General features: G+C 40.6%; 21 protein-coding genes and 1 other RNA gene. 11 read left to right on the forward strand and 11 right to left on the reverse strand.

Annotated features, from left to right (window positions below; all coding sequences use genetic code 11):
- The first annotated feature begins 46 nt into the window (after positions 1-46).
- The 5 genes from BLQ57_RS10085 to BLQ57_RS10105 all read left to right on the forward strand — a co-directional run bounded on the left by BLQ57_RS10085 (position 47) and on the right by BLQ57_RS10105 (position 5,273).
- On the forward strand, positions 47-2,116 hold the full coding sequence (locus BLQ57_RS10085) for a DEAD/DEAH box helicase (RefSeq protein WP_087939354.1): 2,070 nt from the start codon (positions 47-49) through the stop codon (positions 2,114-2,116).
- A gap of 292 nt (positions 2,117-2,408) precedes the next feature.
- On the forward strand, positions 2,409-3,305 hold the full coding sequence (locus BLQ57_RS10090) for an AAA family ATPase (RefSeq protein ID WP_087939353.1): 897 nt from the start codon (positions 2,409-2,411) through the stop codon (positions 3,303-3,305).
- Positions 3,265-4,236, forward strand: coding sequence for a DUF3871 family protein (locus BLQ57_RS10095; RefSeq protein ID WP_240507795.1), 972 nt, complete (start codon positions 3,265-3,267; stop codon positions 4,234-4,236). Before BLQ57_RS10090 ends, BLQ57_RS10095 begins: the two co-directional genes overlap by 41 nt.
- A gap of 54 nt (positions 4,237-4,290) precedes the next feature.
- The gene (locus BLQ57_RS10100; RefSeq protein WP_087939352.1) at positions 4,291-4,737 is read left to right on the forward strand and encodes a JAB domain-containing protein; all 447 of its coding nucleotides are present in this window, start codon (positions 4,291-4,293) and stop codon (positions 4,735-4,737) included.
- A gap of 26 nt (positions 4,738-4,763) precedes the next feature.
- Positions 4,764-5,273: a hypothetical protein gene (locus BLQ57_RS10105; RefSeq protein WP_087939351.1), complete on the forward strand. Its 510-nt coding sequence runs from the start codon at positions 4,764-4,766 to the stop codon at positions 5,271-5,273.
- A gap of 98 nt (positions 5,274-5,371) precedes the next feature.
- On the opposite strand, the gene ssrA is transcribed toward BLQ57_RS10105, so the two are convergent.
- Positions 5,372-5,775, reverse strand: a transfer-messenger RNA (tmRNA) gene (gene ssrA, locus BLQ57_RS10110).
- 261 nt (positions 5,776-6,036) lie between these two features.
- On the opposite strand from ssrA, the gene BLQ57_RS10115 reads away from it, so the two are divergent.
- Both BLQ57_RS10115 and BLQ57_RS10120 read left to right on the forward strand, forming a co-directional pair.
- Positions 6,037-7,182, forward strand: a complete 1,146-nt coding sequence (locus BLQ57_RS10115; protein WP_087939350.1) for a DNA polymerase III subunit gamma/tau — start codon at positions 6,037-6,039, stop codon at positions 7,180-7,182.
- A gap of 161 nt (positions 7,183-7,343) precedes the next feature.
- Entirely contained in the window at positions 7,344-7,763 is a 420-nt protein-coding gene (locus BLQ57_RS10120) for a hypothetical protein (RefSeq protein ID WP_087939349.1), read from the forward strand.
- Here the strand turns inward: BLQ57_RS10120 and BLQ57_RS10125 are convergent.
- The 4 genes from BLQ57_RS10125 to BLQ57_RS10140 are packed head-to-tail and all read right to left on the reverse strand — an operon-like array spanning position 7,760 to position 12,278.
- Entirely contained in the window at positions 7,760-8,752 is a 993-nt protein-coding gene (locus BLQ57_RS10125; protein WP_087939348.1) for a DUF3078 domain-containing protein, read from the reverse strand. The genes BLQ57_RS10120 and BLQ57_RS10125 overlap by 4 nt on opposite strands.
- Before the next feature lie 17 nt (positions 8,753-8,769).
- A complete protein-coding gene (locus tag BLQ57_RS10130; RefSeq protein ID WP_087939347.1) occupies positions 8,770-10,344 on the reverse strand; it encodes a LysM peptidoglycan-binding domain-containing protein in 1,575 nt (524 codons plus the stop codon).
- A gap of 60 nt (positions 10,345-10,404) precedes the next feature.
- A complete protein-coding gene (locus tag BLQ57_RS10135) occupies positions 10,405-11,049 on the reverse strand; it encodes an O-methyltransferase (protein ID WP_087939346.1) in 645 nt (214 codons plus the stop codon).
- 2 nt (positions 11,050-11,051) lie between these two features.
- Positions 11,052-12,278, reverse strand: coding sequence for a M16 family metallopeptidase (locus BLQ57_RS10140; RefSeq protein WP_087939345.1), 1,227 nt, complete (start codon positions 12,276-12,278; stop codon positions 11,052-11,054).
- Between the two features lie 311 nt (positions 12,279-12,589).
- Between BLQ57_RS10140 and BLQ57_RS10145 the strand changes: the two genes are divergently transcribed.
- Positions 12,590-13,876 (forward strand): aminopeptidase P family protein, encoded by a 1,287-nt coding sequence (locus BLQ57_RS10145; RefSeq protein ID WP_087939344.1) that lies wholly within the window; start codon positions 12,590-12,592, stop codon positions 13,874-13,876.
- A 27-nt stretch (positions 13,877-13,903) separates the two neighbouring features.
- On the opposite strand, the gene BLQ57_RS10150 is transcribed toward BLQ57_RS10145, so the two are convergent.
- Positions 13,904-14,755, reverse strand: coding sequence for an endonuclease/exonuclease/phosphatase family protein (locus tag BLQ57_RS10150; RefSeq protein WP_087939343.1), 852 nt, complete (start codon positions 14,753-14,755; stop codon positions 13,904-13,906).
- A 120-nt stretch (positions 14,756-14,875) separates the two neighbouring features.
- On the opposite strand from BLQ57_RS10150, the gene BLQ57_RS10155 reads away from it, so the two are divergent.
- The gene (locus tag BLQ57_RS10155; protein WP_087939342.1) at positions 14,876-15,769 is read left to right on the forward strand and encodes a flavin reductase family protein; all 894 of its coding nucleotides are present in this window, start codon (positions 14,876-14,878) and stop codon (positions 15,767-15,769) included.
- A 41-nt stretch (positions 15,770-15,810) separates the two neighbouring features.
- Here the strand turns inward: BLQ57_RS10155 and sppA are convergent, their stop codons facing one another.
- Positions 15,811-17,577, reverse strand: coding sequence for a signal peptide peptidase SppA (gene sppA / locus BLQ57_RS10160; RefSeq protein WP_087939341.1), 1,767 nt, complete (start codon positions 17,575-17,577; stop codon positions 15,811-15,813).
- Between the two features lie 68 nt (positions 17,578-17,645).
- On the opposite strand from sppA, the gene folK reads away from it, so the two are divergent.
- Positions 17,646-18,134, forward strand: coding sequence for a 2-amino-4-hydroxy-6-hydroxymethyldihydropteridine diphosphokinase (folK, locus tag BLQ57_RS10165; RefSeq protein WP_087939340.1), 489 nt, complete (start codon positions 17,646-17,648; stop codon positions 18,132-18,134).
- A 38-nt stretch (positions 18,135-18,172) separates the two neighbouring features.
- Here the strand turns inward: folK and fabD are convergent, their stop codons facing one another.
- Together fabD and BLQ57_RS10175 are read right to left on the reverse strand one after the other, a co-directional pair.
- Positions 18,173-19,048, reverse strand: coding sequence for an ACP S-malonyltransferase (gene fabD / locus BLQ57_RS10170; RefSeq protein ID WP_087939339.1), 876 nt, complete (start codon positions 19,046-19,048; stop codon positions 18,173-18,175).
- A 68-nt stretch (positions 19,049-19,116) separates the two neighbouring features.
- Entirely contained in the window at positions 19,117-20,034 is a 918-nt protein-coding gene (locus BLQ57_RS10175) for a LysR family transcriptional regulator (protein WP_087939338.1), read from the reverse strand.
- 86 nt (positions 20,035-20,120) lie between these two features.
- Here BLQ57_RS10175 and BLQ57_RS10180 point away from each other — a divergent pair, with 86 nt between their 5' ends.
- Positions 20,121-21,080 (forward strand): sodium-dependent bicarbonate transport family permease, encoded by a 960-nt coding sequence (locus BLQ57_RS10180; RefSeq protein WP_087939337.1) that lies wholly within the window; start codon positions 20,121-20,123, stop codon positions 21,078-21,080.
- Here the strand turns inward: BLQ57_RS10180 and BLQ57_RS10185 are convergent.
- Together BLQ57_RS10185 and BLQ57_RS10190 are read right to left on the reverse strand one after the other, a co-directional pair.
- Positions 21,077-21,499 (reverse strand): thiol-disulfide oxidoreductase DCC family protein, encoded by a 423-nt coding sequence (locus BLQ57_RS10185; protein WP_087939336.1) that lies wholly within the window; start codon positions 21,497-21,499, stop codon positions 21,077-21,079. The two genes, BLQ57_RS10180 and BLQ57_RS10185, sit on opposite strands and share 4 nt — an antisense overlap.
- Positions 21,496-24,273: a T9SS type B sorting domain-containing protein gene (locus BLQ57_RS10190; RefSeq protein ID WP_087939335.1), complete on the reverse strand. Its 2,778-nt coding sequence runs from the start codon at positions 24,271-24,273 to the stop codon at positions 21,496-21,498. Before BLQ57_RS10190 ends, BLQ57_RS10185 begins: the two co-directional genes overlap by 4 nt.
- Positions 24,274-24,574 lie beyond the last annotated feature (301 nt).

Here is a 24,574-nt window from a genome sequence, read left to right on the forward strand (position 1 = left end):
TCAATTTGAGGTGTTTATGGAATTTTAAAATATTTAGTAATTTACTATGAGCGTTATAAAAATTGAATTAACTCAAGGTCAGACACTTTCAGATTACAAGGATGATCACTTTGACTTTAAAAAGAACGGACTTCCCACGGGAATAATTGATAAGAAATACACTGGAATTGGAGCTACCCATTGTGAGATCGTTTCGAAACGGAATAGCATTATAGTTTCCCCTACTAGATCATTGGCTAGGTCCAAGTATGAAGAATGGGTTAAAAAAGAGAAGGAAAAGGGGATTTCATGTTTTTACCTAGGTGGAGGGTTTGGGAAGATCAAGGACGAGGAAATAACCAAATTTAATTCGGGAAATGGATTTAAGAAAGTATTCTCAGTAGCTGACAGCTTTCCTAAAATAGTCAAAGCCTTAGGAGACTCGGTTTATAAAGACTATGCAATAATTATTGATGAAATAGACTCATTCCAGCAGGACACCTCCTATAGAACTTCCTTAGAATCAGTTGTAGATTATTTCTGGAATTTCAGCAACAAGACAGTAGTAACAGCAACCTTGATTGAATTTTCAGATCCTAGATTTAAACCAAAAAAGGATTTTCCACTTTTTGAAGTTCATTTAGATGATTATGTCAAAAAGCCTTTGAATGTTTTTCTGGTAGAAAACCAAGTATTGGCTACAGCCAATTATATCAATCAGCTTTATATTCAGGATAACAATAAAAAAATATTTATTGCTTTAAACTCAGTTTCTCACATCAATCGTGTAATTAAAACCCTTTTAGAGGATGAGAGATATCAATTAGAAGATTTTGGAGTCCTTTGCTCTGTTTCCTCTAGAGAAAAACTGATGAAAGGTTTGTCCTGGGAAAAGATTGAAAATGGTAAACTTTCAAAACAGATTACATTTGCAACCTCAGCTTATTTTGTGGGAGTAGATATCAAAGAGCAAGTTCATCTTATTGTGTGTAATGCTGATGATATGAGGTATTCAATTTTATTTCCCGAGAAGATTCTTCAAATAATTGGAAGAATTCGGGTTAAGCCTCATTCTCTTAGTTTGATTTCATTCAGAAAGCTCGCTAATCCATGGATAAAAAGTCAATTTCCGTTTATAAATAAAAAACAGTTTTTAGAGAAATTTGGTGATATCAAGAATGATTTAGAAATTCAAGCTAGAGCACTAGCTGGATTAAAGAATAAAAACTTAAAAGAGTCCATAGTTAATGGGTTGCTTGAGACGGAAGTTGAAGGGATTAAGGGGCTATTAAGATTAGATTCAGCGAGTCAAGTTGTTGTATCTGATTTTTCAGTTGATTACTTGCTATATGACTCCAAGCGTGCAAGAGAATACGAAAATGGCATTAAATCGCTATTGGATTATTTATCTCAATACTTCGAGATTAAAAAAGGAGAAATATTTACCTCACAGTTCGAAGAGCTTAGTAAACTTAATGCAAAAGATCAAGTTGAAGCATTTTTAAGTAGTTATGATTCAAGAATTCTTAGAACCTCTGGGTTTTTTGACGGTGCAAATTATTCACTTTTGGCCCTTTATGAAGCAGAGGCTAATTTAAAGGATAGAGCAACTGCTAGCTTACTTTTACAAAGTATTTATTTTTCATATTTAGATGGAAATGACTGGAAGAATTCCTTAAGAGAATATAATGAAAAGGCTATACAGATTATTAAGTTTGGGAGAATTTTATTGTTTTATAAATTAAGAAATTCTAAATTCTTTGATGAGAAAATAAAGTCTCTATTTAAAATTGGTGATTCAATAGAAGTTTCAGCATTTAAAGACAAGTTTAATCAATTATTTATAAACAAAAGAAAGAATTCTGAGGATCACATAAATGATTTTATAAATCAAGATTTGATTATATCAAATCAATTATTCCCTGAATTTTTAAATCATATCTTTGAAGTTGAATTAATTAGAGTTACAAGGAAGAAAAAAACTAAGTATAAAATTATTTCTTTTGATTCTCCCAAGTTTAAGACGAAAGTATCAAGAAATAGCTTTAGAGATAAACTAGATGAGAAGCTAGGTGTAGATGATAAAAAAGTATTACTTTCAGTTTCAGATAAATTATTGAAGTCTTTGGTTTCTTAATTTTAGGTGGACGCGAGTCATTTTTTTTCCTATATAGAAATCCTCTCTTGTCCACCTTTCCAAATATTTTTTTTATATAAAAAATTTTGAACTTCTGATTCAGAATTTACCAAAACAACATTGGATCACTACCCCCCATAAGTCTTGAATTGGGTCATACCCCGCCATCTATTGTTTGAGTTTTTCAAATTTTTGGATTTATATATTCAAACGTGGAGGTGGCTAAATACCTGGTTTAGAGCAGTCCGAGTGGGCTGCTTTTTGTGTTTCACATAACTATATTATAACACTTATGGAAAACTTAGTATTCCGTAGGGCTGCTCGAAGGCAGGCCAAAATTAAAGTGGGATTACAAGGTCCAAGTGGATCAGGTAAGACTACCAGTGCGCTACTCCTTGCCTATGGATTGGTAGGAGATTGGTCCAAGATTGCAGTGATAGACAGTGAAAATGGTTCAGCTGATCTTTATTCACATCTTGGAGAATACAATGTACTTGGAATTACTGCTCCCTATACTCCAGAGAAGTACATGGAAGCAATCAAAATGTGTCATGCTCAGGGTATGGAAGCTATTATTCTGGACTCTATTTCTCATGAATGGGAGGGTGACGGTGGAATCCTAGATATCCATGGAAATATGGCTGGGAACAGTTTCTCCAATTGGGCTAAAATTACTCCAAGACACAATGCATTCGTTAATGCAATTCTTTATACACCTGTTCACGTGATTGCTACGATCAGGTCAAAGCAAGATTACGTGATGATGGAGAAGAATGGCAAATCTGTACCTGAAAAGGTAGGGTTAAAAGGAGTCACCAGAGATGGGATGGACTATGAGTTCACTGTGGTATTTGACATCAATATCAGACACCATGCAAGAGCATCTAAGGATAGAACTGGTTTATTTTCCTCTCAGCATGAATTTATAATCACTCAAGAAACAGGTCTAAAGATCAAAGAGTGGTGTGAGTCAGCTGATACCAAATTACCTGAGGAAAAAATGGATTTATTGCAAGCTATCAATTCCTGCAAAAACCTACAGGAGCTGTATGAGCTGTATGAGCAATCTGGTAAGGTCACTGAGGATCAGCTTCAAACCTTTTCTATGAAAAAGCAGGAATTATTGAAACCAAAACCCTTTGAAACCAATGGAAAATACACTAGTGAGGCCTCAAAACCTCAACTCTGAAGAAGTTGGCAAGGGGAATGTATTCCTACAAGCCAATACCATAGAAATGGATCTAAATGAAATTAGGGATAAACACATCATTCCTGTGTTTCTGAAAGACAATGAACCTGCTATTTCTCAAGTGGAATTTGTGGAGGCTGTGACTGAAGCTGCCAAAGATGCTTATTCTATTAGAGATCTTTCAGCACCCTCAGTTAGGGTCTCTCATGCAGTAAAAGGGAGGGTTTATGAAGCTAGACACAAAAAAGCTAGTGAATTATTTCCGAATGAAAAGACCATCTACTATGAAAGAATGGCCTTTATGGTGACCATTCCTACTATCATGCAGGATGTTAATGGGCAGTTACTAGAGCTAACCGTTGGAGGTGTGAAGGCCTACAATCTGGACAATATGAATACTAACAAAGGAAGTTATGAGCACTTCAAAATCTTTGTGGGGTTCAAAAATACGGTCTGTACCAACCTTTGCATTTCTACAGATGGGTCAAAGTTAGATCTGAAAGTGAAGTCCTTGCAGGAGTTGTATGCCAAGTCCTATGAATTATTCACTGGCTATGATGCAGTAGATCAAATCTCCAGAATGGAGCAACTCCCAGAAATGGATTTATCTGAATCACAGTTTGCCAAGTTGATTGGAAGAGCTAGAATGTATCAGTATCTACCCAAGGAAGAGAAGCTTCATATTCCAGAGCTACTGATTAATGATACTCAAATTTCCAGAGTAGCAGAATCCTACTACAGTGATGAGAATTTCTCTAGGTATGAATCTGGTAGAATTGACCTGTGGAGGTTATACAATCTGATGACAGGTGCAGTGAAATCATCTTACATTGACAAATTTCTTGAAAGAGAAGTCAATGCTTATGATTTTACATTGCAGATACAGAATGCTTTAGAGAATAAATCTGATGGATTCTGGTACTTGAATTAATCTAAGACCTACCTCAATCGGGGTAGGTTTTTTCTTTTATATAAAAAATTGAATATGAACGAATCTATCTCAGAAATCAATATTTCATATAGACCTAATCACAAAAATAAAAGTTTAGGGTCTATCAGAAGCTCTTCAGATGCCTACAGGGTATTGAAAGAGCTATACAATCAAGACCTGATCTGTGCAAGAGAAGAATTCATCATTCTGTATCTCAATAATGGAGGTAGGATTTTGGGTTATTTTAGAGCATTTACAGGAGGTATATCAAGTGTTACCTGTGACATGAAGATAATCCTTGGTGTGGGGTTAAAAAGCCTTGCTACCAGCGTTATTTTAAGTCATAATCATCCTTCAGGGAATTTGAAACCATCTTCTAGTGATTTAAATCTTACCAAGAGAGTAGCAAAAGGATGCAAGGTGATGGACATTCATCTATTTGATCATTTGATTCTTTCAGATGAAGGGTATTTCAGCTTTGCAGATGAAGGATTAATCTAATTTTAAAAACTATAAATTGAATCAAAATGAAAAATCTATTATTCTCAATTCTTGGGCTCTTGCTTAGCCTGAGTAATTCCTACAGTCAAGCTTCATTTCAAAATCAGGACATTTCTATTCAATGGGAGTGCAATCCTAAAATGAGTCAAAGGCAAGGAAGTAACGTGTATTATACATGTAATTACCAAAAAGCTGGGCAGGTCTATATTTTCAGTATTTCTGTAATTGATCTCTCCAAGGATCTTACTCAATTCTCAAGTACTCGTGAAACTTATATTTCTAGTTTCTTGGCAAATATTAAGGAAGGAGTTTTGAGCAGTGGAGGTAGATTAATTTCTACTGGAAAGATCCTTTCTCAAAATTCAGTTCAATATGTCAGCACAGCTAGGGTTGATTCAGAACTGACTATGAAGGAATGCACTGCTGCATTTATTTTGGGAAAGAATGCTTATCTGATAAATCTGAGTGGAAACGTGGTGAACCCAAAAGTTGAATCAGAATTCCTTAACTTAGTAAAAAGTATCAAATCAAATTAATGTTTAACCAGGTTGTACCACTGAATATCCACTGGAAAAACATCATCAAAAAATAAAGCCCTGTAAATTAAGTCTTTACAGGGCCTATTTAATCTAAAACGTGGAGCTGGCGAGATTCGAACTCGCGTCCAGATAAGGAAACACCGTACCGTCTACATGCTTAGTCACCTGTTGGTTTTTCGACTAGATTATGCTGGATGACACACCTGAACCTAGCTTATCGATTGATCTTAGAACGGCTTAATCGCATCACCGCTCGCAGTCTGACCTGATCGACACCTCGGATCCACCCGGATCAGACCACAGGTGGTGAGATGTGGCCGGGGAATCCGCCACGGCGGACTCAACCCTTTAAGCTTTCTATCCCGTAAAGGTTAGATTAGGCAGCCATGGCGTAAGAATTTTCGCCATTTATGGTTCGTATGAATCTTTCAAGGCCGTACATACTCCAGCCTGCATGCGAGCCCGATCTTTACACTTACTGTCAAAACCGGTCAGCCCCATTTCATTACGGATGACAAAAGTAATTCAATTTTGGTTCCCAAAAAGAAATTTCTCATTCCACTGCCTGCTATTGAGCTGAGAAGATGATTGAGGGAGATTTTTTTAATCTGTAAAAATTATAATCTCCTTTCGCCAAAGCAAATGGCAACCTTTGCTCATCCCAAAATAATCCCTCTAATTCTTAAGGGCTTTTGGAAATTCTTTTGGATTGTGTCTTTTTCAAGGGCTCCAAATAAACAGATTTTTATATCTTGCAGCGATGGAAAATTTCGTTGTTTCGGCAAGAAAATATAGACCGGCTAACTTCAAAAGTGTGGTGGGGCAGCAGCATATTACTACTACGCTGCAGAATGCCATTAAAAACAACCATTTGGCTCAGGCCTTTCTGTTTTGTGGTCCTAGAGGAGTAGGCAAAACCACCTGCGCCAGAATTTTGGCCAAAACCATCAACTGTGAAAACAGAGGAAGTGATCAGGAAGCCTGTGGCACCTGTGAGTCTTGTGTCTCTTTTGCCAATAACTCTTCCTTCAATATTTACGAGCTAGATGCTGCTTCAAACAACTCGGTAGATGATATCCGAAACCTGGTGGATCAGGTGAGGTATGCTCCTCAAAAAGGTCAGTACAAGGTTTATATCATTGATGAGGTGCACATGCTCTCGAATCAAGCCTTCAATGCTTTTTTGAAAACGCTTGAGGAGCCTCCAAAGTATGCCATTTTTATTTTGGCCACCACGGAAAAGCATAAAATTATACCCACTATTCTTTCTCGATGTCAGATCTTTGATTTCAATCGAATTCAAATCAAGCACATTGCAGAGCATTTGAAGTACATCGCAGATAAGGAAAACGTGGAATATGAGGAGGAGGCCTTGCGATTGATCGCCACCAAAGCAGATGGAGCGCTTCGGGATGCCCTTTCTATTTTTGACCTGATTGTCACCTACTCAGCAGGAAAGAAAGTCACTTATCATGAGACGATTTCTAATCTTCATATACTCGATTACGATTATTATTTCAAAGTCGTTGATGCCCTAGTGGCTGGAGATATTTCTCAGACACTATTGATTTTTGATGAGATATTGAAAAAAGGCTTTGATGGACACAATTTCATTGTCGGTCTGACAGAGCATTTTCGAGATTTATTGGTGTCACAAGATGTGGTTACTTTGGACCTGATCGAAGTTTCAGATTCCGTGAAGGAGCGCTACCTTCAGCAAACCCAATCAGCGAGTCAGTCCTTTTTGCTTTCTGCACTGAATATCGCCAATCAATGCGACATCCACTACAAATCTAGTAAAAACCAAAGGCTACACGTGGAATTGGCGCTGATGAAAATGGCAAAGTTGCCTGAAGCTCTCAGCCTGGCCGCTCTTGTAGTAGAGGACTCAAAAAAAAAAGCCTAGCAGCTGAACTTAAAGAAGAAGCTGCTTCTATAGCTACCCCCGCAGTAGCAAAGCTAGGAGTAAAAACCACTCCTATTCAGAAAACTATTTCCATTCCTACAAGTCTTTCTCATACTAAAAAGATCGTCAGAGAACAGGTACAAGAGGCTGTACCCGAAAAGGTGGAGGAAGAAAAGAAACCAATTGAGTTTGTCTCTACGACCGAAAATCAAAAAAGTATCACTCAAGAGCTTCTAGAGCAAGTACTACCTTTCATTAAGGAGCAATTCAAATCAGAAGGTAAAAACCTTGAACTGGCCATTTTGAATCAAGCCCTGCAGGTTCAGGAAAATGAGCTTGTAGTAGAAGTGATGGGACATGTACAGGAAGAAATCGCTCAGAAAATGAAGCCTGAATTGATTCGTTTGATACGCGAACGGGCAGGGGTGGGGCAGTTCACTTTTTCAATAGTAACTAAAGAAGAAATCGCCACACAGTCTTCTAAACTTTATACAGATTCTGATAAGTTTAGATTTTTGACCGAAAAGCATCCTGCACTGAAGGAGTTTTCAAAAAGGTTTGGATTGGAGACAGATTACTAAAAATCCAAAGAAATCCCAAAGTTTATTAGATTCTGAAGCTGTACGGCCTGTTTGGAAGAGCCGTCTTCTTGGCGTATAAACACCTCCTCATCATAGATGAGCACGGTTTCGATTCGGGTTGAGATGTATTTATTGACCTTCATTCGGACGATGGAGTTGAAATTGACGACCATATTTCCGAAGCTTTCATAATTGGAAAAGAGGTTAATGTCAGCCTTCCAGGTGATATTTTCCATCAATTGAAAATCAGAGACGGACGCTGCAAATGATACTCCTGCCTCAGCCCTTACATTTTCTCCCGGTGTCACCCCAAAGGCTCCTGCATTGCTCAGGGAGTCGTTCATCACGATGGTGAATCGGCCGGTAAATGGAGATACAATCATCGAAAGCTTACCTTTCTTCTCATAGGTTTTTCGGTAATTCAGACCGGTGGAGGATTGGATATAGCCTGGAGAGAGAAGGTCTGAGATTTTGGTCCTTACATCATTTTCACTTCCTGCGGGTCTGCTGTACTTGTACCCTTCAAGGAGTTGGGCTCTTGCATCGATCTGAGTCGACAGGTAGAGCATTTCTGAAATTTCTCGGCCGTAATTACTAACAAAGTTAAAATTGTCATTGGTCTTTCTGGTTTTAAAATCTCGGTCTGATTGCCTGTTAAAACCTAAGTTTATATTCACCTGAGTATCCCACACTTTTTTGTCTTTCTTATAATTGGCGAAAAGGGAAACCCCTGTATTAAGGGCAAAAGAGCTCGCTCCCCCTGCAGCCCAATTGGTCAGTGTTACTTGCTGAATATTTAAGTTGTAATTTCCTCCGGTCTTCCAAAAAATTTCCTTTATAGGTTCATCTATCAGTAATGAGTCGCCTAGCATCAGAAGGGTATCTCCTGCTATGAGTACTGTGTCAGGGATGATCTGTCTATCTTGGGCTACTGACTCGAGAGTCAGGCAAAAGTATAACAGCCCTACCATAAGTAGAAAATGACGCATAGAAAATAGGAGTGAAATCAGGGTTTGAAGATAGTTAATTTCTGACCAACGCTGATGATATTTTGACTTCCGATTTGGTTCCAGTTTTTGATTTGATCTACGGTAACACCGTATTTTTTACTGATCGCATAGAGCGTTTCTCCTGGAGAAACAGTATGGGATAGCTGACTGGACTGCGCTGAAGGTGTTGCGCTTTTGGGAGTAGAGACTTCCTTTGCAGGAGTAGGTGAAGAAGCTTCAGGCTTGGCTTGGGCTACTCTTTGGGTTTGATTTATTTTTACAATCGGAATATCCTCTCCACGCTTTCTATGGTCTTGAAGATTGAGTACCATTCCCGCTTTCAAATCCCTGTCCTTTCGGATTCTGTTTTTTGCTTTCAGAGAAGAGAGTTTGATGCCGTATTTTTGGGAGATGCTCCAGAGTGTTTCTCCAGCCTGGACTACGTGGGTTTCTACTGCCGCTTTTGGTTTCTTTTTCTGTGTATAATAGTATTTACCGGCTTCGATGGATTCGTCTGAGTCAAGGTCATTTAGTCTTCTGAGTTTTCGCTCCTTGATACCTACTTGATCTGCAAATTGCTCCACAGAAGTGGTTTTGGCAGCCTGAACTCCATCAAGATTATTGATAGTGATTTGATTAGGTTGAGTAGCCCGCTGTGTATTACCCTCGATTTTCGGGAAAGCATCCATGGGACCTGCTGCTAGGGTAGTAGTAGCTTTTTCTGGGCTTGGTTTAGGTTCTGGCTGCGATTTTATGACTGCCGGCTGATAATCTGGAGAGACTTCTTCAATGTAAAACAAGGAGAAATTCCCTGCCGGAATCCGACCATTCGAAGTCCACTTATTCATTTCTTTTAAGTGATCTTCACTGACTTGGTATCTCTTTGCTAAAGTGGATAGATTAGTAGGTCCCTGGACCTTTACTTCCACTAGTCGCTGCCTCGAGGATGTCAATATTGCCAGCTGGTTTTCGAAGGCTATTTTATGCGCCAAAAACTTCTTGAAATACCAATGACTATTTCGGTCAATATCCATTACTTTTTGGCCATTGTAGCGGTTGCCAAAATAGGATTTTGCTCCGCCCAATCCCATTTGATAGGAGACCAAGGCACAGACCCAGTTGTCAAATGAATTATTGTGTTTTTTTAGGTATAACCCAGCTCCACGGCTCGAGGTGACGATATTTTTCCGCTCGTCTATCTGGTTGTCTACGCGGAGAAATACCTCCTCTGCAGTACCTTGTTTGAATTGCCAAAAACCGACTGCATTTGAGGTAGAAACCGCATCAGCGATGAGTCCACTTTCTTGGATGACCAAGTATTTTAAGTCCAAGGGTACACCCACCGCTTTGAGCTCGCGCTCCACATAGGGCATAAATAAATTGACACGGTCTAGTTTTACTTTGAAATAGGAGGGATTGCGATAGAGCGCGTCGACATCCAGTTGAATTTCCCTTCTTGCTTGCGGATTTATTCGGATGATCATATCCGCAAATTCGAGCTCAGCAGGTACTTGAGGGGTTTGCGCCTGAGTCAAAAGGGGTAGTATAAAAAGAAGGCTAAAAGTGAGTTTTAGTATTTTTTTTTTTCTCATCGTTATTCGTGGACTCATGTAAGCTTTTTCACGCAAAAATGATTCCTAAAATTACCTGTCCTAATACTTCCTGATCATCATGAGTCCATCTCGGATAGGAAGTAGGCAGTTTTCAACTCGTTTATCATCAGCGACCATCTGGTTAAATTCCAAAATTGCCTTGGTATCCTTATCCGTTTTTTGGCCTTCTTGCTGTATTACTTTGCCTGACCAGAGTACATTGTCCGCGAGAATTATGCCTCCTGAAGGCACTCGGTCTATGATCAATTGGTAATACTGAGCATTATTTTTTTTGTCTGCATCGATAAATACAAAATCAAAAGAACCCTCGAGCTGGGGGATGAGGTCTAGAGCATTTCCCAGTCGATAGTCGATTTGATTAGCATAGCCACTTTCACTAAAAAATCCCCGGACCATGTGTTCCAGCTCGTCATTTTTATCAAGTGTGATCAATTTGCCGGTACTGCTCAGTCCTCTAGCCATGCAAATAGCTGAATATCCTGTGTAGGTGCCGATTTCAAGTATGGTCTGTGGCCGGTGCATTTTCACCAAAACCTGTAAAAACTTACCTTGCAAGTGTCCAGAAAGCATTCTTGGCATGAGGACTTTTGCCTGAGTTTCACGTACTACTTTTTTCAAAAGAGCATCTTCTTCAGTGCTGTGATTTTCGCAATAGGAAAGTAATTCGGGGGCGATAAATTCCATGATTAATTGGGTAAATAAGTGAGGTAGCTCAATTGCTCCGGCTCAAAAATTTCGCCTGCAATCTCTAGCAGTTCCTCTGCATTGGTCGTTCTGATTTGTTCGAAAATTAGCTCAAGTGGATCGATTTTGCCATGATCGATAAGGCTTTTGCCATAGACAAGCATCAATGCAGCATACATCTCCTCAGCCATGGCCATTTGACCGATCGCTTGCTCTTTGGCCATGTGAAGCTGCATGCTGCCCAATTTTTTATTTCTTAATTTTTTCAACTCTCGCATGACGATTTGTTCGGATTTCCGAAGGGATTTTTCTTCTGTGCCAAAAAATATTCCGAAAAAACCCGTATCAGAAAAAGGCTGATAGGTGGATTCTATGCTGTAAACATAGCCGTATTTTTCCCGTAATGCCAAATTGAGACGGCTGTTCATGGACGGTCCGCCAAGAATATTGTTTAAGAGAAAAAGTTTATACCTATTGGGGTGAAATTGGGAGTAGGCGGGCCTTCCGATTCCGACTAGGGCTTGAGATATTTCACGGTTGGTTGTTTTTGATTGGGGTTGAAAATGTTTGAAAGGGCTTCTTGTGTAAAGTGTTCGTTTGGAAGGGATTTGATTCAAAGGACCTTCTATGGCTCGTAGTGCCTTAGCAAATGAAATATTTCCTACGATAGAAAATACAATTTGACTGGTATCTAGACGGCTGGAAATGAAATCAAAGAAATCTTGCTGTGAAAAATTTCTGACTGTGTTTTCGTTTCCAAGAATATTTCTACCCAAGGCATGATTATCAAAAACCAACTCATCTAATTCATCCTGTATCGAGTCATCAGGAGAGTCTCTATACATCGCCATTTCCTCCAAGATTACTTGCCGTTCTTTTTCAATCTCTTTAAGAGGAAAGGTTGAGTTGAAGGTGATATCAAAGAGCAAATCGGCCGCCTTGGGGTAATGCTCCTTCAAGACGGAGGCATAAAAACAGATTTTTTCTTTGGTCGTATAGGCATTTAATTCTCCACCGAGAGACTCGAGACGGTTGATGATATGAAAGGTTTTTCTCCTTTTGGTTCCTTTAAAAGCCATGTGCTCCCAAAAATGAGCCAAGCCCTCCTGCTCTTTGGTTTCATCTCGACTCCCTATATTTAGGACAAACCCACAATGAACCAATCGGGTATGTGTGACTTCTTGATGCACGATACGGATGCCATTTGCCAGCTCTTTGATTTGAATCATGAATTCGATTTTGTAATCAAGGTAATTAAATTCCTCTTTTATTTTCTCTGAAGGAATAATCTTAAGTTTGTGAAACTTAAAAATCTATTGATTCTCCTCAACAGGGAAGGCGAGGATTTAGTTTTCTTTACTGAAAGCTTTTATCTTCTAGTTGCTTCCCTTTAATATTTTTAAGTTCAAAGCCTGTTCTAAAGCTTGATTTCTCTTAATTTCAAGCTCTACTCTGTAAACATCATACCAAAAAAACATGAGCCTTTAAGCAGGAGCAAGGGCCATCATTAATACAATCGAATAATAGAAAGAATAATCTTATGAAATATCAGCCCCTATCTTCCACGCTTTATATTAAGAATCGGAAAAAGCTAGCCGAAAAAATGGTTAAAAATTCGGTGGCTATTTTTAATTCCAATGATATCATGCCCACCAATGCGGACGGCACGATGAAATTCAGACAGAACAATGACCTCTTTTATCTATGTGGAATTGATCAAGAGGAAACCATTCTTCTACTAGCACCTGACTGTCCCAATTCCAATTATAGAGAAGTGCTCTTTTTGCGCGAGACCAATGAGCACATCGCTGTGTGGGAAGGGCATAAATATACCAAGGAGGAAGCCGAAGCTACCTCTGGAATACAAAATATTCAATGGCTGGGTGCTTTTGAGCAGATTTTTAATACGGTGATGGCGCTCTCTGACCAAGTCTATCTCAATACCAATGAGCATCTTCGGGCGGGAAGCCAGGTGGAAACAAGAGACGCCCGATTTATTCAAAGCTGCAAGGAGCAATTTCCCCTACACGCTTATGCCCGGCTAGCACCTGTAATGCATGAACTCCGGGGAGTAAAGGAGCAGGAAGAAATAGACCAATTGCAAATCGCCTGTGACATCACAGAGAAGGGTTTCAGAAGGATTTTAAAATTTGTAAAACCTGGGGTTACAGAATACGAAATAGAGGCGGAGTACTTACATGAATTTGTTCGTAACCGCAGCAAAGGATTTGCCTACGAGCCCATTATTGCCTCCGGTGCATCTGCCTGTGTGCTTCATTACATAGAAAATAACAAAGCTTGTAATCCAGGAGAATTGCTGCTCATGGATGTGGGAGCGGAGTATGGTAATTACAACGCTGACATGACTAGGACCATACCGGTCAGCGGGAAATTTACCGACCGACAAAAAGCTGTGTATAATGCAGTCCTTAGAGTCCAAAGAGAAGCAATGAACATCCTTCGTCCCGGCACTACAATTCAGGATTATCATAAAGAGGTAGGTTTGATCATGCAATCCGAGCTGATCGGTTTGGGTTTGATAGATCAAACTGACGTCAAAAATCAGGATCCCAATTGGCCTGCTTACAAGAAATACTTCATGCACGGGACATCGCATCATCTCGGGCTTGATGTCCATGACGTAGGGACTATGTATGGCCCGATCAAGCCGGGGATGGTTTTTACCGTAGAGCCGGGAATATATATCCAAGAAGAAGGTCTAGGCATCCGGCTGGAAAATGATATTGTCATTCAAGAGAATGGCTATTTCGATTTGATGCGGGATATTCCGATCGAAACTGATGAAATTGAAGAGTTGATGAACTAGTCTCTCTGTAGTACTTTGCGTATAGGGTTAAAATTCAACCTCCACTAATACAGGGAAATGGTCAGAAGGGTACTTTTTACCATAGTTGTCTGTCAGAATGCCATGCCTGATTACTTGAAGGCTGCCTTTGACAAAGATATGGTCAATAATACCCTCCGGCTCTTTTTCCCAGTCAAAACCGGTAAAAGTTCCGACGGGCCCATAAGCAGGTACTTGGGAAATCAATCGGGCGTCTTTCCAGCCTTGAGCTCTGATGAGCGTAGTGTAAGCCGCATTGTCCGGTGTGACATTAAAGTCACCCAAAAGAATGACCGGAAGATTATTGATGTTGATTTCTTCGATTTTTCGGATTAATAATTTACTACTTTCTTCGCGTGCTACTTGGCCTACGTGATCGTAGTGAATGTTGAAAACCATAAATTCGGTCTGATCTTTACTCAGGAATTTTCCCCAAGAACAAATCCGATTCAGTGCGGCATCCCATCCTTTACTTGGTTTTTCGGGAGTGGGAGAGAGCCAAAAGGTTCCTTGGTCTAGCAGAGTGTACATTTCCGAGTCGAACAAAATGGCCGTATATTCTCCTTTTTCTTTTCCATCATCTCTTCCTACACCTAGGTAGTCAAAGTTTAATGCATCACTAAGTTGTTCGATTTGATGCTTCAGTCCTTCCTGAGTTCCTACGATTCCGATTTGATGAAATCGAATCAGCGCTGCTATCTGAGGAGCCCGGTCTTTCCAAAGATTACCAATGTCTTGTGGATTGTCCCATCGGATATTGAAAGTGGCAAAATGATGGGCTCTTTGGGCAGAAGCATAGGTGATAGTTATGAGAGTGAGGAGGAGAGAAAGAAAGAGCTTTTGGAAGTTTTGGGCTTTCATGAGTGAACTTATTGACCTGTATTTGTTAAAGATTGAAAATAGACCTTTAATTTGGCCAAAAGAAATGGCTTTTCTTAGTTCTTTTGAGCCAAAAGCAAGATTTTACTTAAACTAGATTGAATGAAAACAATTTATCCCAAAGACCTGCCTGTTCCAGAGTTTCATGCGCTATTACAGGGAAGTATTGCCCCTAGGCCAATAGCTTTTGCCAGCACCATAGACTTGGAAGGAAATATCAATTTAAGTCCTTTTAGCTTTTTTAATCTATTCAGCACCAATCCACCTATTTTGATTTTCTCCCCTTCTCGCAGGGTGAGAGACAATACGACCAAACATACTCTTGAAAATGTCAAAGAAGTTCCTGAAGTAGTAATCCATACTGTCCACTATGGGCTTGTCGAGCAGATGTCGCTTGCAAGTACAGAGTATGCCAAAGGAATCAATGAATTTGAAAAGGCGGGACTCACGCCAGTGAAATCTAGCCTAGTCAAGCCGCCTAGAGTCAAGGAAGCAAAAGTATCTTTCGAGTGTAAAGTCAATGAGGTGAAAGCACTTGGAGAAAGTGGAGGATCAGGTAATCTGGTAATCTGTGAGGTCTTGTGTATGCACGTGGATGAGCAGATTTTGGATCAGCAGGGTGTCATTGACCCTAATAAGTTGGATTTGGTGGCACGTTTAGGGGGGAATTGGTATTCAAGAACAAATGGTGATTCGCTTTTTGAAATTCCCAAACCCTTACGAACCTTGGGAATAGGAGTGGATCAGATCCCTGAAGCAATTAGAAACAGTGTGATTTTGACAGGCAATAATCTCGGTAGGTTGGGTAATGTAGAGCAGCTGCCTGATGAGGAAGCCGTCGAAAGCTTTGGGAAAACCGCAGCGGTAGAAGAAATGAGAGTGAGGTTTCAAAATGATCCCGCAAGTTGGTTAGATCACCTGCACCTCTGGGCCAAGGAAGAACTGGAAGAGGGAAATGTGGAAAAAGCTTGGTTGATTTTGTTGCAGCAAAGATAAAAAAAGAGGCCTTAGATTTGATTTAAGGCCTTTTTTTTGAATTATTTAATTTGGATTTCTTGAGGCATTCTTGCCTGTATGCCTTGATACTTTTTGAGGGATTCTACTTTTCTTAGAATTTCATATTCCTCCCCAAATTGTGACTTGAGCAGTTTGACTTTTACATTATTACCAAAATCGCTCATGAAAGTTTCAAACCAAGGTTTCTGCTCAGGGTAATAGATGACACGGTAATCCTCACCCGCATCAATTTTTTCGGCAGCAATTTCTATTGCTCTATCCAAACCGCCAATCTCATCCACCAGACCTCTCTCTTTAGCTTGATTTCCAGTCCAAACCCTACCTGAAGCAACTTCCTTGACAGCTTCAGGATCCATTTCTCTGCCTTCCGCCACTCGGGTGATGAAGGTCTCGTAGCCTTCCTCTATTTGGTTCTGAATGATAGATCGCTCAACTTCAGCAAGCGGTCTAGAGGGGTTCATAAAATCAGAAAGTTCTCCAGTGGTCACCACATCTGTCGTGACTCCTAGTTTATCATTGATAAGCTCCTGGACATTAAACCAAAGGCCATAAATCCCGATCGACCCGGTGATGGTGTTGGGCTGGGCTAGAATAACATCAGCTGGAGCCGCAATGTAGTAGCCGCCTGAGGCTGCGACTTCTCCCATGGAGACGATAACGGGTTTTGCTTTTTTAGCTTCTACCATTTCTCTCCAGATCACTTCAGAGGCTAAGACAGAACCTCCAGGTGAATTTACCCTCAGAATGATCGCCTTGATGTCTTCATTTTTTCTTGCTTTGCGAATTTCTTTAGCAAATTTTTCTGAGCTAATTACTCCCTCTGCACTGCCACCTGTGATCTCACCTTCTGCAATGATAACAGCGATACGGTTTTTGGAGGTGAGATTCTTTGATTTGGCAAGAGAGCCCAGTTTGGTCGCATTGATGGTTGGGATTTCATCATCTTCCTCCAAGCCTAGCTTTTCCCGAAGAGCAGCATGGACTTGATCCTCATAGGCCAGTTTGTCCACCAATTGATATTCCAACGCATCCTCAGGATCCCTGACCAGCATTTGATTATTGATCAAAACGGTGCTGTCAAAAGAAATTCCTCTTGATTGGCTGACTGCTTGAAGCATTTGCTGATTGATATCATCGAGGAAGAATTGGGTTTGAAGTCTGTTTTCAGGACTCATTTTGTCCAAAATGTACGGTTCAACGCCACTTTTAAATTCGCCTACCCTAAAGATTTCAGGTTGGATCCCTACTTTTTCAAAAAAGCCTTTGAGGAATATTACTTCAGATGAAAGCCCGTTAAACTCAATGCCTCCTAATGAGTTCATGTAAATTTCATCTGCTACCGATGCCAAATAGTATCCTGCCTCGGAATAGGCCTCGTCGTAGGCCAGGATAAATTTCCCAGAGGATTTGAAGTCTTCTAAGACTTCCCGGAGTTCTAAAAGACTTGCCTGCCCAGCAAAGATTAAGCCTGTATTGAGGTAGATTCCTTTGATGTTTTCATTGGATTTTGCTTCTTTGATTGCCTTTTTTAAATTGAGGAGACCTGCGGAGAAATCCTGACCAAAGGGATTGCCAAAAGCCCCAAAGTTAAAATCATCATCAGAGGTGCGCTCTACGAGAGTTCTACCATTAAGATCAAGGTGGAGTACCGTGTTTGATTCTAGTTTGACTTCTTTGTCTGTGGATGCGGCAATAATGCCGATTAAGCCGAAAAAGAGCAAAACACTCAAAATGCTAAATACAAAGAGTCCGACAATAACTGCCAAAACATTTCCTAAGAATTTCATAATTGGATAAATTTGACTGCAAAATAGTTTATTTCAAGGAATGAATAAAAAATTGTTTTCTATCAATAATGTTTAAAAATGTGGTCATCATTTTGGGAGGCAATGAAGGAGACCGTCTAGGACTTCTTATCAAAGCTGTAGAGATGATTTCTGATCACGGAGAGGTAATTTGTGTTTCTTCCATCTATCAATCTGAATCTTGGGGAGGAGTGGCTGATCAGGATTTTTTGAATCAACTATTGATTGTCAAAACCACATCGACTCCGATGGCTTTTTTAGCTCAAATGCAATCTATCGAATTGGCCTTGGGAAGGAAGCGGGATACGCACTGGGGAAATCGAACCATGGATATTGATATTCTCTATTGGGAGGAGGAAGTTATTCATCTTCCCGAGTTGAAAGTGCCTCATCCACTTTTGGATCAGCGAAGATTTGTCTTGGAGCCTCTGGTGGAAATTTTGCCTGATTTTATCCATCCTCTCTTGAAGAAAGACCAACGATCCTTATTGTCAGCCTGTAAGGACTCTTCTTCCGTTTCAATTTTCTTGGCTAAGTAAAATAGGCTGTCCCTTTTGAGACAGCCTTGAAAGCATGATTATAAGCCCGAGACGTTGGCCTCAGCATGGATTTTTTTGACAAGCCCTTGGAGTACTTTTCCGGGACCGCATTCCACGAATTCGAGTGCTCCGTCTTTCACCATATTCTGTACAGATTGAGTCCATTTGACAGGGGCTGTGAGTTGAGCAATGAGGTTAGCTTTGATTTCTGATACTTCCGTCACTGCGGTGGTACTGACATTCTGATAGACAGGGCAAATAGGTTTTGCAAAGGTGGTGTTTTCGATTGCTTTTTGAAGTTTTTCCCGAGCCGGCTCCATCAACGGTGAGTGAAAAGCTCCTCCTACAGGTAATGGGAGCGCGCGCTTGGCTCCTGCAGCTTTCATTTTTTCGCAGGCGATTTCTATTCCTTTATTGCTGCCTGATATCACCAATTGACCTGGGCAATTATAATTGGCAGGAACCACTATTTCTTCGGTGATTTGTTCACAGATTTCTTCCACCTTTTCATCTGCTAGGCCAAGGATAGCCGCCATGGTGGAGGGATTGATTTCGCAGGCTTCCTGCATGGCCATGGCCCGCTGATAGACGAGACGCAATCCATCCTCAAAAGAAAGAACTCCATTGGCCACTAGTGCAGAAAACTCCCCTAAAGAATGGCCAGCTACCATGTCTGGCTTAAAGTCCGGAGTGGATTTTGCCAAAATCACAGAGTGCAAAAAGATTGCAGGCTGAGTTACCCTGGTTTGCTTGAGTTCTTCATCAGTTCCTTCAAACATGATATCCGTGATTCGGAATTCAAGGATTTCATTGGCTTTTTCAAATAGCTCCTTGGCTTTCGGATTGTATTCATAGAGTGATTTTCCCATTCCTGGGAATTGGGCTCCTTGGCCCGGAAAAACAAATGCCTTCATGAATTGATAGTTGATTTCAGGGCAAATATAGAATTTTTCTGTTTGGCCTTCTGGAGGAGGGCTTCTGATTAGAATTCCTCAAAGTGGTCTTTGAAAACTTTTTCCTTGTTTTCTGCAATCCATCGGATAAAGGCCTTTACTGCAGGGGGATGTTTTTTTTGTTTGAGCCAAATGAGTTTCCAGTCTGCCGTAAGTGGCAAGCCTTCAAGCTGAAGAAGCTTGATTCGTCCATCTTTTACTTCTTTACTCATGGAGAAATTAGATAATAAGGAAATACCAAGTCCAGCCATTACGGCCTGTTTCACGGCTTCATTGGTGGCTAATTCCATCTTACTTTGGATATGAATGTCCTTCTCTTTGAAAAACTTCTCCATCATTACCCGAGTGCCTGATCCTTTCTCTCTTAAGATGAAAGGGATTTTATCCCAAGCTCCACGTTCGATGAGGTCCTGATATTTGGCAGCGTTCTCAGGGGAAGAGGCTAGGTGCCAGTGATTTTCTGAAAGGACAATGTGTTCTAGATCAAGATCTTCTGGGGAAAGGGAGACCAAAGCCAAGTCTGTACTGTTTTCTTGCAAATGAGATAAGACCTTGTATCTATTAGAAACTTCCAGACTGAACTCTACATGAGGGTTTATTTTAAGGAAATCAGCGACTAGGTAGGGAATGATGTATTTACCGGTAGAAACAGCGGAAATCCTGATTTTTCCAGCCAGAAGTCCTTTGAGTTCAAGCATTCGCTGTTCGATTTGATCCATTTCAGCAAAGATTCTATCCGACATCTCCACTATCTCTTGACCAAATTCTGTGATATGAATTTTTTTGCCGATGATCTCAGTGAGAGGGACATCAAATTGGTCTTGGAGGTTTTTAAGCTGCATAGAAACAGCCGGCTGAGTCATGTTAAGCATTTTGGCAGCTTTGGTGATGCTGTCATGCTCGTTTATTGCCTGTAAAGCGCGGAGCTGAGTGAAAGAAATATTCATAAGTAAATCTAATCTTTAACCCATATACGATAAATAAAAATTATGTTTTTGTTTTTTTTAAAATTTTTATCTCAAATCTTTGCAGTATGGATTTTCAAATACTGATAAACAATCTAACTAATCCCAGCTTATTGTTTTTTGTGTTGGGGATTTTGGCAGTGAGGTTCAAGAGTGATTTGGAGATTCCGCCTACTTCGGCCAAATTTATTGCGCTGTATTTGATGCTTTCGATTGGATTTAAGGGAGGGCAGGAGCTTTCCCATAGCGAATTCGAAATGACCATTATTTGGGCCTTGATTTTTGGTATTTTTCTGTCTGCTGCAGTTCCTTTTTACACTTTCTTTCTTCTTAAGTCTCGATTGGGGACACCCAATGCTGCAGCCATCTCTGCGGCGTATGGTTCTATTTCGGCAGTTACCTTTGTAGCGGCGGTTTCATTTTTAGATCTACAGGGAGTAAGCTTTGGTGGATACATGGTAGCTGTCATGGCCCTGATGGAGGCACCGGCCATTATATCAGGAGTTATTCTTCTTAGAAAATATTCGGAAAACAAGAGCAATGGAGGAATGCGGAGTATAGTTACCCATGCTTTTACCAACGGTTCCGTGCTTTTGATTTTGGGCAGCCTGTTGATAGGGCTAATTGCTGATGAAAAGCAAGCGGAAGGTATTAAGCCATTTGTAACTGATATATTCAAAGGATTTTTGGCGGTGTTCCTGTTGGATATGGGGATCAGTAGTGGCAGAAAGTTAAAAAGCTTCTTTAAAAACGGCTATTTCTCCACGGTCTTTGCGATTTTGGTGCCCTTGGTCAATGGCTGTGTAGTGGCCTTTGCGAGCTATTGGATTACTCCAGGAGATGGCGATCGTTTTATATTCTCGATTTTGGCCGCTAGTGCTTCTTATATAGCTGTACCGGCAGCTATGAAACTAGCTAATCCGGAGGCGGATGAAGGACTTTATATTCCTATGGCTTTGGCAATTACTTTTCCCTTTAATATTACTTTGGGCATGCCGATCTATTGGATGATTATACAGGCGTTTTAAAGCTTGAAATTATTTTCTGATAAAAACTTTGCTTTCTCTTCAGCTGAGGGTAGACGACAGGTATTTTTTTTACCAAACCAGCGATAGCGATTTTTTCCGATCCAGTCATAGATTAAATCTCTAAGGCCTGCAGGCAGGAAAATCAAGGGGTAAAGAATCGGCCAAAGTCCTGAGAGATTTCTTGAGATTTTGAGTGCTGCAGTACTCTTGTAGTAAATACTACCACTTTCTAGCAATACGAGCGAATCGAGATAGCCCTCTTTTACTTGGTGATTTGAAAGAATTTTCTGACTGTATTCATCCTGCAATGCCCCTACTAGAAATCGGTTTTTATGGTCTCTTTTGATGATGAAATCAATAGAGGCATTGCAGAGATTACATACTCCATCAAAAAAGATGACGGATTTGTGTGAGTTCATCGAATAATCTGAATGGTGCCTTTGAGCGCTTGCTCTTGCTCCCTTGGGTCTAGGACGTCAAAGAAAACTTTGCCCGAGTAGAAATAAGTCCCTGCTGGTAACTCGTTTCCATTTTGATCCCTACCATCCCAACGAATAAATACATCATTTTCATTGGATTCTAGACTGTTGTAGGAGAAAACTTCAGCACCCCAGCGATTGACAATAAAGATCTCTACACCCGTGACAAATCGAGGACACCTTGCGAATGGGTTGTCATAGGCCATGAATGTTTCATTAAGGCCGTCACCATTAGGAGTGAAAGCGTTTGGCAATTCATAATTAGGGCAGTTTTCTACACAGACTATGTTGCTGGGCTCGCTTTCATTACCAGATCGATCCACTGCAGTGATGTAGTAGCATCCCCGATAGTTAGTCAGCTCTGTGATTCTGGTAGATAATTCTAAGGAGGAGAGCTCCTTGATCAACTCAAATTGACTATCCTCACCATTGGCGGTAAAGTATAATCGATACCCGGATAATTCGTCATCACATTCACCTGAGAAATCCGGTTCCCAGCTTAAATCATGAAAGTATGTATTCGAATTACAAGGTAAATTAGCGACGTAGTCACTACACTCAGGCCCTTCAAAGGTAAGAACGGGAGGACATGGGAGTCTATTGTCATCAGGTTTCGCACAAACGATTTGGGACTTGTTTTCAAGAGGATACACTAACCCATCGACGTTATAAGCACCCTTTGTGATGACATAGTAGCAATATTCTATTTCTCTCTCGAGAGGCTGACCATTAAAGCTGCCATCATCCAGAAACTGAAACCCACTTTGAGTGACATCCACTTCCGCGATCAATTCAAAGGTATCCTCATCAGCGGCATCAGGATCTGTTCTATTTCTATAGACCTCATGTCTAAATTCCCCAATGGCATTATTCCAAGGGACGGTGAAGTCCCAGTTTAATTCAATAGCCTCATTGATAATGGTGGGTTCTAGCCACACCGAGGAGGCTTTGGATGAGGTGTCAATCTTAGTGTCCTCTTCGATAAGAATTACCTTATAATTGTAGACTAGATTTTCGGTATTCAGCCCTGTATCTGTAAATAAGGTATCTGAGGTGACCCCTAATGAAGTGCGGTCTTGATCTCCTGTAAACCCTGTACTTCTGATCAACTCATAAGTAAATGGTCCAGGGAATTGCTCAGGATCGATGTCATAAGGAGGGGTCCATTTAATGAATATTTCTCCATCTTGCTCATCTGTTTGTTCTACGCTGACATTGGTGATAATCGGCACGTCTACATCAATGGTGATGCAGATTTCCTCTGAAACGATACTTTCTCCAAGTCGCGGTTCAGGATAGGCAGCAACTAGCCTATAGCAATAGGTGTTTCCAGGAGCTAGGCCTTCTCCACCATTTAGGTCATCAAAACTGAAGGTCTCCATATTAGTCGTGCCAATCAGGTCGTAGCCAGGCCGGATGCCTGTTTCACAACTATCAGGTTCGTAGGGATCCGAATTGATTCTTCGCCAAATTTGCATCTCACTGGCAGAATTAGCACAGGCATAGGGATCCCAGTTTAGCGCTACCGTTCGACCTGGCATCTGCTCCAATTCATCCCAAACTGGCGGAGGACCGATGACTTTAATTCGCCAGGTTTTGATATCCACTAGCGCGGGTCCTGATCGAGGTTGATCCGTAATCCTGACTCTTACATCATATTCTCTTGCTCTGACGTGATTGCAGACGGTTTGCCAGTTGAAATTGACGATGCCGGGGCTGGGTTGAAATTCTGCCTCCGGTGAGAAGCTTGCCGGCGAGGTGGAGATTTCAATCGGCTCTCCAAAAATCTCAATCTTGATAGGGTCCCCATCAGGATCTTCTCCCTGTATGATTTCTTCTATATGTGTACCTGCCTCCACGCACAGATCAGGAGGTAAAATTAGCTCGGGTCTCCTATTATTGGAGTTTTCGATAATGATTTGCATGTCTCGTACCACGTAGCCGATCTGTACCCATTCGCCATCTAGCTTTCTGAATTCTTTGATTTTAAATGCCACATTAAACTGACCTGCCGTACCAGGAGCGTCCCAAATTAAATCTCCAAATACCTCATCGATAGAAAAGAGAGCTGGAGAAACTCCCGACTCTTGATTGGTGCTAAACTCGGCATTGTTTGGATCGCGATAGTTATTCACTGGACGCTGAAAAGCCTGCTTGGGTACGTCAAGCTCGTAGGCCAAGCTGTCTCCATCAGGATCATATGCGCCAGGGTTGTGAATATATCGAACATTTACAGCACCGTTATCTACAGGGGGAATGGTCAAAACAGGAGAATTGTTAACTCCAATAAATGGGTCGATAGTGATCTGAGTCTCAACATAAAAAGGTGTATCGACTGAGTTGTCCATGTTAAGTGTTAGATCGTTTCTATTGAATTCCTGGAAACGAATGGTGTATGTGCCGGGTCCCTGAAAAGTGTGCGTGATGACAAAAGTGTTTTTTTCGATTTGGTTACCTAGGCTCTCATTCAAAGAGAAATCACTTTCCGTATTAAGCTGCTCCTCTCTTCCATCACCAAAATTGATCGTACCAGGTCCGAAAACCACATTTGATCGGGTATCGGTATATCCTACGACAGTGATTCGATAAGTGAGTGTCTGCACAGAGATTCTTTCTGCTATTATTTCACCTGCACGAATATGGGTAGCCCATGCGCTTGAAAGCCCGATAATCAGGTAGGTCAAAAAAAATAGTGAGGAAAGTTTTAGCTTCATGATTCGCACGATTTGTCCTAATTTTTAATTCAAAACACTTCTCAATACCAAAAGTTATGAAAGCTCAGGTATTGAACTTTTTTTAATCTATACGAAATAAACGGAAGAAAGGAGAAATTCCATTTAAAATCAAACAATAAAATTGAACAGGGGGTTAAAAAAGTAGATTCTAAAGTCTAAAACTTCAACATAGAAATTTATTTAGAACCTTTTAAAATAAGAAGGTAGATTATGAATGGATTGTTTACTAGTTGATCCGAATGTAAATTTGGCAGCAATTATAGTAAAACATTCGTTTTAA

This window comes from Algoriphagus faecimaris, assembly GCF_900101705.1.
In the GTDB taxonomy this organism is placed as follows: Bacteria; Bacteroidota; Bacteroidia; order Cytophagales; family Cyclobacteriaceae; genus Algoriphagus; species Algoriphagus faecimaris.